Origin of the sequence: Spirosoma montaniterrae (assembly GCF_001988955.1) — a bacterium.
In the GTDB taxonomy this organism is placed as follows: domain Bacteria; phylum Bacteroidota; class Bacteroidia; order Cytophagales; family Spirosomataceae; genus Spirosoma; species Spirosoma montaniterrae.
Genome location: NZ_CP014263.1, coordinates 2515325 through 2526396, shown reverse-complemented (window position 1 = coordinate 2526396; position 11072 = coordinate 2515325). Strand labels below are relative to the sequence as shown.

Below are 11072 nucleotides of genomic sequence, written 5' to 3'. Positions count from 1 at the left end.
GACACAGAGATACACGGAGTTTTGTTTAAAATTTCTCTGTGTATCTCCGTGCTTCTTGGTGTATCTCTGTGTAACAAAAAATCAATTCAAAAACTTCCGTAGTACTAATGCTATTGGCTCGCTCAGCCGTGCCCGGATGAGCCGAACGTGCGGCAGTCGCAACGCTTCATCGAGCATCGCCAGATATGCCGACGCCCGCATCTGCACCTCAGACCGCACCGACTCGGCCTGCAACTCAACTTCGCGGCCCGTTTCCAGGTCCTGGAACCGGTAAAAGCCCGTTAAGTTAAAATCCAGTTCCTGATTGCCCAGCAGTTGGAAAATCACAATCTCCCGACGTGGCCCGGCCAGGCTTCGTATCAGGTTAAGCCATTCGTCGTCAGCCTGCAAAAAATCGGAGGCCAGTATAAGCATCTCGCTTTGTTTACGGCTGAACTCCGGGAATTTTGTTTCTTTATTTTGCCATTCGCCCGATGCCTGCGCTGTTTCGAGCGTTGCCACAATCCGCTGAAAGGACTGTTTTCCTGCTGGCACCAACGGCTGAACAACTCCGTGTTGCAGGCCGTACAAGCTCAATTGGTCGCCCTGCCGGTTGGCAAGGTAGGCCAGCGACGCCAGCAGAATTTTGGCGTAATCAAGTCGCGCAATACCCGCTTCGGCGTAGTTCATGGACCCCGACAAATCGAGCAGCAGCCGAATGTGCTGATTACTTTCCGTAGCCGATTCGCGGACGTAGTACTGCCCCGTTTGCGCCAGCCGTTTGTAGTCGATGCGCTTCGGGTCGTCGCCCACCACGTAATGCCGAAACTGCTCGAACTCGGTCCCTACACCCGACCGGCGGCTATGCTGAATACCCAGCAGCAGTTCATCGCTGACGAGTTTGCCAGCGAGGTGAAGGTTGTTGAGTTTGATTAAGTTGAGCATTTTTTGGGGTACTGATACATTTTGTGACACAGAGATACACAGAGACAATAAAGAGTTTCACAGAGATTATTGACAATGTCTCTACGTATCTTCTTTTTCTCGGTGCATCTCTGTGTTACAGAACATCTCTGAGTCAAAACTTTTTAGACACTAATTCATCAATCACTTTATCCGTTGTTATACCCTCGCCTTCGGCTCTGAAGTTCAAGGCAATACGGTGGCGCAGTACTGGGTAGGCCAGTGTCTGAATATCGTCGGGAATAACCGAGAAGCGTTCGTGCAACACGGCGCGGGCTTTGGCACACAGCACCAACGCCTGCCCGGCGCGTGGCCCGGCTCCCCACTCAACCCACTGTTTTACAAACGGCACCGGCGACTCCTGCGGGCGGCTGGCCCGAACAAGTCGATTAATATATGCCAGCAGGTCGTCGCTGATGTGGACTTGCCGGGTCAGGTGCTGTAGGTCGAGTACGTCCTGATCGGTCAGGATGGTTTGCAGGTCGGGGCGGGCAGTGCCGGTAGTGCTACGCAGTACGTCGAGTTCTTCTGGCTCAGAGGGGTAGCTGAGTTTAATGTACAACAGAAACCGGTCGAGCTGGGCTTCGGGCAGGGGGTAGGTGCCGGCCTGTTCGATAGGATTTTGCGTGGCAATCAGCAGAAACGGACGAGGCAGCGGATAATCCGTACCGCCGTAGGTCACTTTGTATTCCTGCATGGCTTCGAGCAGAGCGGCCTGCGTTTTGGGCGGGGTTCGGTTGATTTCGTCGGCCAGCACCACGTTGGCAAAAATCGGCCCCCGGTTAAACTGGAAGAATTTTTTGCCCGTCTGATGGTCTTCTTCGAGTACTTCGGTGCCAACAATATCGCCCGGCATCAGGTCGGGCGTAAACTGAATCCGTTTGAAGTGCATCGCCAGTGCATCGGCCATTGTTCTGACCATCAGCGTTTTTGCCAGGCCCGGTACACCTTCGAGCAGGCAATGCCCACCTGCCAGCAGAGCCGTCAATACCTCGCTCACGGCTTCTTCCTGCCCGATAATTACCTTGCCAATTTCCTGTTTCAGGAGCGGCAGCTTGCCGACGAGTGTTTTGTAGTGTTGTGTTTCCAAGTTAGAGATTGTTACACAGAGATTCGCAGAGAAAAAAGAGATTCGCAGAGACTCTGTGCATCTCTTTTTTCTCTGCGAATCTCTGTGTAACAACTCATTAGACAGTTAATGCATACATGACAATGTTCACTCCGAATTTCGTGTTGTCTTCGGCCAGGAAGCGTTTGTTTCGGAAGTCATAATCCCACTCGCAGCCGTAGTCTTTGTTGCTGTACAACACACCGATGCGCCCGTTTACGATGATGGCCTTCAGGTAATCATGCACGAGGTCGTCGCCCCAGCCGTTCAACTCGAACGAGGTCGTTGGCGGGCCGTCGGGGAACTTGAAAAAGCAGCTATAAATCGGGTGCGTATTCGGGATTTTCTGCAACGCCTTCGGCCCGAATGTGCGCCCCATTTCCTGCTCGAATGACTTCGCAAATAGTCCGTCCACGTCGTGGTTGCAATCGTCGGCGAATATGAACCCGCCATTCTGCACGTACCGTTTGACATAGTCGCGCTCCTGCTGCGAAAACTCCACCAATTTGTGCCCGCTCAGGTAACAAAACTGGCTCTTAAACAAATCAGGGCTGTTCAGCCGCACCACTCGCTCCTTCTGGTCGACGGGCAGGGTTGTGTACTCCACCAGCGAATGCAGCAGATTGCTCGGCATTCGCTGATCGGTGTCCCAGTCGCCGGAGGTGTATTGGATGCGGGTGAATACGAACGGTTTCAAAGCGGTTTTATCATTACCAGGTCATCCATAATAAAGCCGTTTCCGATGTCGATAGTTTCGGTTTTGGCGATGGCAAAGCCGATGCGTTCGTAAAAGCGGACGGCTTTGTTGTGTTTATTCACATTCAGCGACAGAGCCGTGTTGCCGTGCTGCCGGGCCACGTCGGTTACGGCACTAATCAGCGCGTTGCCTACGCCTTTGCCCTGACTTTCGGGCAGAATATAGATTTTGTGAATCTTCGTGATGGGCTGATTTTGATAATTCAGTTCGTAGGATGCGTAGCCCAAAAACTGATCGCTATCAGGTTCGGTAGCCAGCAGAAAAACGTGCTGCTTTTCGTTTACCTGTTCCCGCAGCGCATCGAGGCTGTACATCATTTCCAGCATATACGCAATCTGTTCGGGCGACAGAATTTCGCCGAACGTAGCGGGCCAGGTACGGTAGGCAATATCGCGGATAACGGGCAGGTGATCGAGGGCTGCGGGGGTTATGTTGAGCATTGAGGAAGTTGGTAGCTATGCAGCCAGAATGGCCTGTAGCGCATCCATATTGGCTTGTTTCTCGAAAATGGCCCGCACCGGAATCTGAAAGCCGGGTACAGTGAGAGCCGATAGCGTATCGTCATCGTACAGCACTGCCGCCGATGCAAACGCCATTGTCGGTTCGTCTAACTGGTATTGCTCTACTGATTTGCGAACCGGGTCGATAATCCAGTATTCCAGCACGCCGTGGGCTGCATAATCTTCAAACTTTATTCCTCGGTCGCGGCCCGTGGTACTTTTCGATAGTACTTCAACAATCAAATCGGGGGCGGGGTGTTCCATTTGGTCGTCCTGAAACGAAGCGGCTGTTTCGGCGTTCCAGAAGCAGATGTCCGGTTCGTAATCGTTGCGGGTTAGCCCCACAAGAGCTTTCTCGGAATCGACCGCTCCCAGGTCATGTTTGTGAACATAAACCCGAAGGAGTATCAATAAATTTTGAGTAGCGTCTAAATGCCGCCGTTTGACGGGCGAGTGCATAATGATTTCGCCGTTGATGAATTCGGCTTTTACATCGTCGCGTAGCCATTCACGGAATGCTCGGCGACGGTTGGCTTCATCGGCCAAAATAGCCTGTGCCCGCTCGATGACGAGTTTGGCGTCGGGGGCTTCGAGCAGGTCATGTACGCGGGTCGAGAGCATTGGATTTGTCAAAGCCAGAACTTACGGTTTTTGGGTTTATCGCCCGTGAATACGGTGATGGCAGACTGAAACTGCGCCCGCCAGTTAGGCTGGCGGTATGCAATCTCCCGTTTGTCTTTGCTGTGGTCGATGACAATGCCGCCCAAAACCGTAGCCCCCGACAAACTCGGATTGCCCACCAGTACCCATTCATCCGGGTATTGTGCTTTTATCTGGTCGATGGTTAATGTGTTCATAATGTGATTGATTGACTCAACTCAATAACGGAACTGGACTGGTTTGCGTTTGCCTGCGCCCGCTCGATGACGAGTTTAGCGTCGTGGGGCTTCGAGCAGTTCGTTAACGCGAGTCGAGAGCACGGGGAACTAACTCGACGTAACACGGAGATACACAAAACCCTCCGTGTATCTCCGTGCTTCTTGGTGCATCTCTGTGTCCCAAAAACATCTCTGTATCCCCAAAACCTCACACCGCATCCGACAAGCTCGTGAACGTAAACTCCCGGATTTTCATCGGCGGAATCAAATAGTTCTGGTCCGATTCGGTGCTGACTACGCGCTCCGGCTTGCCCAACGCTTCGAGGTTGTTGAGCATGATAATCGGGCTTTCGTTGAACCGGAAATTCTTGACCGGATGTTTGATTTTTCCGTTTTCGATGTAAAACGTACCGTCGCGGGTGAGGCCCGTGAGCAGAATCGTCTGCGGATCAACCTCGCGTATGTACCAGAGTTTCGTGACCAAAATACCGCGTTGCGTACTTCGAATCATCTCATCGAGCGAAGCTGTACCACCGGCCATAATCACGTTATTGGGGCTGGGGAGGGCTTTTTTGCCCTTTTTCTGCGCCCAGAACCGCGAGTACGACAGGTTTTTTACCACGCCCTTTTCAATCCACATCGTTTTCTCCTGCGCCCGGCCATCGCCCGACCACGGCGACGCGGGCAGGTCGATGTTGGTGGGGTCGGAATAAATGGTTACGCGCTCGTCCACAATCTTATCGCCCATCCGGCTTAATCCACCTTTCTTGCTGAAATACGACCGGCCCTCGTCGGCAGAGCGGGCGTCCATGTTGAAGAAAATGTTTTCGAGCAGAACGGCGGCTGCGGTCGGTTCCAGAATGACGGTGTATTTGCCCGGTTCCAACGCCCGCGCATCGGCTGAGCCGCGTGCTTTCTGAATGGCGATGTTCGTAGCGGCTGCGGTGTCGAGTTTAGAAACGTCGCTGTAGCCCCGCGCCACGTAGCCCGACCCCTTGCCGTCGTCGGTGCGGACGGTCAGCGAGAAATTGACGTTCGTGCTGGGATAATAGGCAAACAACCCTTTCGAGTTCATCATGGCCGAATAGCCGCGCCGGTCTTCCATAAACCCGGCAGCAACTAATTTGGCGTCGCGGGTTAGTTGCAGGCTTTTTTGAACCGCTTCGGCGCGGGCGTCGGGCGAAAGGTTGGCCGTGCTGTCGAAAAAGCCTACACTTTTCAGGTACGTCTGCGGCCCCAGAACGCCCACGTGTTCGGGGTTTTCGGGAGCCAGCCGGGCCAGCTCTTCCGACCGACGCACTACCTTCTCAAGCGAGGCATCGTCAAACTCGTCAATCGTAGCCGTACCAACTTTTTTGCCAAATGCCGACTGCACCACGAGGTTTTTGTTAACGATTTCTCCGCTCGTGCTCACGTCGTTGCGGGCGTAGCGGATGTTGCCGCGCTCCTCGCCCAATAGGTTGGCTTCGCACTCGTCGGCTTTCGAGTAGCTGAGCACTTTGGTAAGCAGGGCTTTGGCTTCTGCTTCAGTGAATATAGTTGCCATAGATAGTCAGGAGTTGTTACGCAGAGATTCACAGAGCTAAGAAGAGATGCGTAGAGACCTCTGTGAATCTCTTTCTTCTCCGTGTATCTCTGTGTAACAACGCTCTTAAAATCAAATCTTTCTCGCTGTATTGATCACATTTACCCCATTGAACCGGGTCGTACTGGAGCCGTGCGAGACCGCGCTCGATTGGGCGGGCTGGCCCTTTCCATCGAAGAAACTGCCGCCGAGCCGGTAGTCTTTTTCGTCGCAGATGGCAACGCACGAGTTCCAGAATTCCTGCGTGTTCGACTGGTAGGCTACGTCTTTGAGCATCCCGACGATTTCGCCGTTTTTGATTTCGTAAAACAACTGTCCGCCAAACTGGAAATTGTACCGCTGCTGATCGATGCTGAACGAACCGTCGCCGATGATGTAGATGCCTTTTTGCACGTCTTTAATCATCTGCTGTACGCTGAGGGGCGTTTTGCCAGCCGCCAGCGACACGTTTGCCATGCGCTGGAACTGGACCGAACTCCAGTTATCGGCGTAGCAGCAGCCCTGCGATTCGTTCTCGCCAATGATGTGTACCTGATCGCGGATGGCCTGGTAGTTCACCAGCGTTCCGTCTTTCACCAGATCCCATTGCTTGCATTTCACGCCCTCGTCGTCGTAGCCCACGGCCCCCAGCGAACCAACCTGCGTTTTGTCGGCGAAGAGATTTACGAGCTTACTGCCGTAGTTGAAATTTTTGGTTTGCCACTTGTCGAGCGTAGCGAAACTGGTGCCGGCAAAGTTGGCTTCGTAGCCCAGCACCCGGTCGAGTTCGAGCGGGTGGCCGACCGATTCGTGAATGGTGAGCCAGAGGTGACTGGGGTCGAGTACCAAATCATACTTACCCGCTTCGACCGACTTGGCCGAATGTTTGGTGCGGGCCTGTTTGGCGGCTGCAATGGCGTCTTCGAGCATGTCGTAGCCCCGGTTGTAGCGGGTTGTAACGCCCGTAACTTTGTCGGTGGGGTTGGCTTGCAGGTATTCGTAGCCCATGCCCATTGGTGCGCTCAGAGCCTGTCGCGTTTCAAATTTGCCCGTTTTTGGGTCGATGGCCGTAACATTGAAGAGGGGCCACATCCGGTGAATGTCCTGGTCGGCATACGTGCCATCGCTGGTGGCGATGTATTTCTGCTCGTTGACCATGAACAGAATCGAGTTGATGTAGTTGGCACCGTTTTTCAAGGCCGCGCTGTTGACGCTCATCAACAAATCGACCTTTTCTTTGATGGGCACCTCAAATGCGTTTTTCTGAATAGGGGCCTTCCACGACACGTCGCCAAAGCCTTTTTGCGGAGCCAGTTGTACCGGCTCTTTCATAAGTTTGGCGTTGGCTTTGGCAATGGCTACGGCCTTATCGGCGGCTTTAGCTACGTCGGCTTCGTTTTTGGCATCGACTACGGCGGCAAAGCCCCAGCAGCCATCGGCAATTACCCGAACGCCCACACCATACGATTCGGTGTTGACAATGTTCTGCACCTTGTCTTCGCGGGTAACAACAAACTGGTTGAGGTAGCGGCCAATACGGACGTCGGTATAGGTTGCCCCCCGGCTTTTGGCTGCATTCAGGCCCGCATCGGCAAGGCGTTTTTTGATGGCTATATCGACGCCCGTTTCGAGCAGTGCTTCGGGCGCAACGGGTCTGGAAAAGGCAGGCAGCGATGGGAGCAGCAGCCCGGCGGTGCCCATGCTAAGGAGTTGATTAAAGTCTCGGCGGTTCATAGAGTTAAAGTTGTTACACAGAGATTCACAGAGGTTTATTGAGGTTCTCGGAGAGAAAAATTAGAAAAGCGTTTGATGCCATCGCGGAGCATTTTTACCTGGAAGTTGATGAGCAAACCAAGCGGAAACTGTCCCAGTCGCAGGTAGGTCAATAGTTGGGCCGCATGAACATCTGTCAGCGTTTCTACTGTCTTTAACTCGACTACCAACTCACCTTCAACGAGCAGATCAAGCCGGTAGCCGTGTTCCAGCCGAACTTCTTTGTAAACGATTGGCAGGGCTTTCTCGCGTTCTACATATAATCCTGCCAGTTGGAGTTCATACGCTAAACAGTCACGATAAGCTGATTCCAGCAGTCCCGGCCCTAATGCCCTGTGAACCTCAATGGCTCTGCCAATGATAATAGCTGTCAAATTACTCTCTGCGTATCTCTCCTTTTCTTTGTGCATCTCTGTGTAATAAGTTTACACAGCATCAGACAGCGACGTAAACGTAAAGTCACGAATTTTCAATGGCGGCACCAAATTACCCCCGATGCGCTCAGGGCGACCCATAGCCTCCAGATTATTCAGCATAATAACCGGGCTTTCGTTAAACCGGAAGTTCTTGACCGGAAATTTGATCTGCCCGTTTTCAATGTAAAACGTGCCGTCGCGGGTGAGACCGGTATAGAGCAGCGTTTGCGGGTCAACGGGGCGGATGTACCAGAACCGCGTTACTAAAATACCCTTGTCGGTGCTTTTAATCAACTCAGCCAACGACTGCGTACCGCCCTCCATGATAAAACTCGCCGGAGCCGGAACCGCCCGAACGCCTTTCTTATCGGCCCAATAGCGCGAATAGTACAGGTTTTTGACCACGCCTTTCTCAATCCACGTAATCTTTTCCTGCGGGCGACCGTCAGAACCGCCCCCGCCAAAACGACCACCTCCGCCCCCAAACGGCGCACTCGGAATCAGCGCGTTGGTTGGGTCAGAATAGATAGTTACGCGCTCATCGAACAGCTTCTCGCCGAGCCGGGTGCCACCGCCCTTCTTGCTCAGAAACGAGCGACCTTCGTCGGCGTTGCGGGCGTCCATCGACCCCATCATAGCCGCCAGCAGCGACGCATCGGTGTTCGAGACCAAAGCCGCCGGTTCGAGAATGACGGTGTATTTGCCCGGCTCCAGTGCCCGCGCAGCCGATGACGCCCGTGCTTTCTGCATGGCTACTTCGGTCGCGCTTTTGGTGTTGAGCAGGCTAACGTCGGTCACGTCGCGGGTGGCATAGCCGGAGCCTAAACCGTCGTCGGTGCGAACCGTCACGGAGAATTCGACGCTCGTTTCCCGGTTATAGCCAAACAGCCCTTTACTATTGCCGATGGCCGTGAAACCGGCGGTATCTTCCATGTAGCCCGCTGCGGTCAGGTTTTTCTCACGGCACGGCATAATGCTGTCGAAAGCGGCTTTGGCGCGGTATTCAGGGGCGATTTTGGCCGTACTTTCGGCATACGTTTTGGTGTCTAAGTACGTCTGTGGCCCCAGCATCGGCATGTATTCAGAATTTTCGGGGGCCAGCCGGGCAATTTCCTCGGCCCGACGCACGGTCTTTTCGAGCGACGCATCATCGAACTCGTTGATGGTGGCCGACCCCGACCGTTTGCCGAACACCGATGTTACGGCCAGACTCATGTTTTCTGATTCGCCGGAGGTCGATACGGCGTTGCGGGCGTAGCGGATGTTGCCCGTGCGCCCGCCCGTCAGCGACACCGCCGTTTCGTCGGCTTTGGCGTAGGCCAGCACTTTATCAATAATGCGTTTGGCTTCTTCTTTGGTTAGCATGATTTTTTTTGTTGTAACACAGAGATTCACAGAGGGAAGGGAGATTCACAGAGAGATATTTTTTAACTCCGTGTATCTCTCCTCCCTCTGTGAATCTCTGTGTAATAGCTCATATCTTCCGTCCGGTATTAATCACATTGACGCCGTTGAAGCGTGTGGTGGGCGAACCGTGCGACACGGCACTGACCTGAGCAGGCTGGCCTTTGCCATCGAAAAACGAGCCGAATGTGCGGTAATCGTCCTGATCGCAAAGCTGAGCGCACGAGTTCCAGAATTCCTGCGTGTTCGACTGGTAGGCCACGTCGTCGAGCATCCCGACGAGTTCGCCGTTTTTGATTTCGTAGAACAACTGACCGCCAAACTGGAAATTATACCGCTGCTGATCGATGGAATATGAGCCTCGCCCAATGATGTAGATGCCTTTTTCAACGCCTTTAATCATGTCGAAGACCGAGCGTTTTTCGGTGCCTGCTTTTAATGACACATTCGGCATCCGCTGAAACTGCACCGAACTCCAGTTGTCGGCGTAGCAGCAGCCCTGCGACTCTTTTTCGCCAATGATGTGTACCTGATCGCGAATGGCCTGGTAATTCACCAAAACGCCATCTTTAATCAAATCCCACTGTTTGGCCGGAACACCCTCATCATCATAACCGACTGTGCCGAGCGTGTAAGGCTGGGTTTTGTCGGCCACGATATTGACCAACTTGCTGCCGTAGTTGAAGTTTTTGGCTTTCCACTTGTCGAGGGTGGCGAAACTGGTGCCAGCGTAGTTGGCTTCGTAACCCAGCACCCGGTCGAGTTCGAGCGGGTGGCCGACTGATTCGTGGATAGTCAGGCCGAGGTGGTTGGGGTCCAGCACAAGGTCGTATTTGCCAGGCTGAACGCTTTTGGCCGTAAGTTTTTGTTTTACCTGCTTAGCCGCCAGCGTCGCATCTTCGACCATGTCGTAGGCGTTGCGGTAGCCCACTAAGCCACCCGGTGCCTGAATCTTCTCCGATGCCAGCCCGTCGAGGTACTCGTAGCCCATACCCATCGGTGACGACAGCGCGTCGCGGGTTTTGAACTTGCCCGTAGTCCGGTCAACCGCCGACGCCGTGAACGTAGGCCACACCCGGTGAATGTCCTGATCGATGTACGAACCATCGGACGAGGCTAAGTATTTCTGTTCGTTCACAAAGAACAGGTTCGAGGTCACGAAGGCCGCGCCGTTGTCCATAGCCGCTTTGTTGACCTTCATGAGCAGATCAATTTTCTGCCCAACCGGAATCTCGAATGCGTTTTTCTGGATCGGCGTTTTCCACGTCACCTCGCCTACGCCCTTTTGCGGAGCCAGTTGTACGGGTTCGGTTTGGAGCCGGGCGTTGGCTTTGGCAATGGCAACGGCGGTTTCGGCGCAGCGGGCAATGCCATCGGGCGTGAGTGTGCTGGTAGCGGCAAAACCCCAGGTGCCATTTGCCAGTACCCGAATGCCTACACCGTAACTTTCGGCATTGACCACGTTTTGCACTTTTTGCTCACGCGTAAACAGATACTGTTGCAGATAACGGCCAATACGCACGTCGGTGTAGGTGGCACCTTTGCTGCGGGCCGCATTCAGGGCAATGTCGGCCAGCCTTTTTTTTGTGGCAGCATCGGCGCGTGGTTCCAGCAACTGCTCAACTGAAATGGGGTTGCCCAGCACGGGTATCGAACTGAGCATCAGCCCTCCAATCCCCGCGCCCGATAGCTGTAGAAAGTCTCTTCTTCTCATGTAAACAAGGCCAGGC

General features: G+C 53.8%; 11 protein-coding genes. All 11 read right to left on the bottom strand.

Going from position 1 to position 11072, the window contains the following annotated elements; all coding sequences use genetic code 11:
- Positions 1-81: 81 nt before the first annotated feature.
- Positions 82-924 (bottom strand): DUF58 domain-containing protein, encoded by an 843-nt coding sequence (locus AWR27_RS11045; RefSeq protein WP_077131228.1) that lies wholly within the window; start codon positions 922-924, stop codon positions 82-84.
- Between the two features lie 133 nt (positions 925-1057).
- Positions 1058-2032: an AAA family ATPase gene (locus AWR27_RS11040; RefSeq protein ID WP_157579196.1), complete on the bottom strand. Its 975-nt coding sequence runs from the start codon at positions 2030-2032 to the stop codon at positions 1058-1060.
- Positions 2033-2129: 97 nt separating this feature from the next.
- On the bottom strand, positions 2130-2747 hold the full coding sequence (locus tag AWR27_RS11035) for a DUF4159 domain-containing protein (protein WP_077131227.1): 618 nt from the start codon (positions 2745-2747) through the stop codon (positions 2130-2132).
- A complete protein-coding gene (locus tag AWR27_RS11030; protein ID WP_077131226.1) occupies positions 2744-3247 on the bottom strand; it encodes a GNAT family N-acetyltransferase in 504 nt (167 codons plus the stop codon). The genes AWR27_RS11035 and AWR27_RS11030 overlap by 4 nt, the downstream gene beginning before the upstream one ends.
- Before the next feature lie 15 nt (positions 3248-3262).
- Positions 3263-3940 (bottom strand): Uma2 family endonuclease, encoded by a 678-nt coding sequence (locus AWR27_RS11025; RefSeq protein WP_232326038.1) that lies wholly within the window; start codon positions 3938-3940, stop codon positions 3263-3265.
- Positions 3937-4164, bottom strand: a complete 228-nt coding sequence (locus AWR27_RS11020) for a hypothetical protein (protein ID WP_077131224.1) — start codon at positions 4162-4164, stop codon at positions 3937-3939. The genes AWR27_RS11025 and AWR27_RS11020 overlap by 4 nt, the downstream gene beginning before the upstream one ends.
- A gap of 229 nt (positions 4165-4393) precedes the next feature.
- Positions 4394-5731: a TldD/PmbA family protein gene (locus AWR27_RS11015; protein ID WP_077131223.1), complete on the bottom strand. Its 1338-nt coding sequence runs from the start codon at positions 5729-5731 to the stop codon at positions 4394-4396.
- 111 nt (positions 5732-5842) lie between these two features.
- On the bottom strand, positions 5843-7483 hold the full coding sequence (locus tag AWR27_RS11010) for a TldD/PmbA family protein (protein WP_077131222.1): 1641 nt from the start codon (positions 7481-7483) through the stop codon (positions 5843-5845).
- Between the two features lie 35 nt (positions 7484-7518).
- Positions 7519-7932 (bottom strand): GxxExxY protein, encoded by a 414-nt coding sequence (locus tag AWR27_RS11005; protein WP_077131221.1) that lies wholly within the window; start codon positions 7930-7932, stop codon positions 7519-7521.
- A 15-nt stretch (positions 7933-7947) separates the two neighbouring features.
- A complete protein-coding gene (locus AWR27_RS11000; RefSeq protein WP_077131220.1) occupies positions 7948-9303 on the bottom strand; it encodes a TldD/PmbA family protein in 1356 nt (451 codons plus the stop codon).
- 109 nt (positions 9304-9412) lie between these two features.
- Positions 9413-11056 carry a TldD/PmbA family protein gene (locus AWR27_RS10995; protein WP_077131219.1) on the bottom strand — a complete coding sequence of 548 codons (1644 nt, stop codon included), beginning with the start codon at positions 11054-11056 and terminating at the stop codon, positions 9413-9415.
- Between the last annotated feature and the right edge of the window lie 16 nt (positions 11057-11072).

Excerpts from the sequence above, each read along its gene's own strand:
- AWR27_RS11045 (WP_077131228.1), bottom strand. The coding sequence starts at position 924 with ATGCTCAACTTAATCAAACTCAACAACCTTCACCTCGCTGGCAAACTC.
- AWR27_RS11030 (WP_077131226.1), bottom strand. The coding sequence starts at position 3,247 with ATGCTCAACATAACCCCCGCAGCCCTCGATCACCTGCCCGTTATCCGC.
- AWR27_RS11020 (WP_077131224.1), bottom strand. The coding sequence starts at position 4,164 with ATGAACACATTAACCATCGACCAGATAAAAGCACAATACCCGGATGAA.
- AWR27_RS11015 (WP_077131223.1), bottom strand. The coding sequence starts at position 5,731 with ATGGCAACTATATTCACTGAAGCAGAAGCCAAAGCCCTGCTTACCAAA.
- AWR27_RS11010 (WP_077131222.1), bottom strand. The coding sequence starts at position 7,483 with ATGAACCGCCGAGACTTTAATCAACTCCTTAGCATGGGCACCGCCGGG.
- AWR27_RS11005 (WP_077131221.1), bottom strand. The coding sequence starts at position 7,932 with ATGCACAAAGAAAAGGAGAGATACGCAGAGAGTAATTTGACAGCTATT.
- AWR27_RS11000 (WP_077131220.1), bottom strand. The coding sequence starts at position 9,303 with ATGCTAACCAAAGAAGAAGCCAAACGCATTATTGATAAAGTGCTGGCC.
- AWR27_RS10995 (WP_077131219.1), bottom strand. The coding sequence starts at position 11,056 with ATGAGAAGAAGAGACTTTCTACAGCTATCGGGCGCGGGGATTGGAGGG.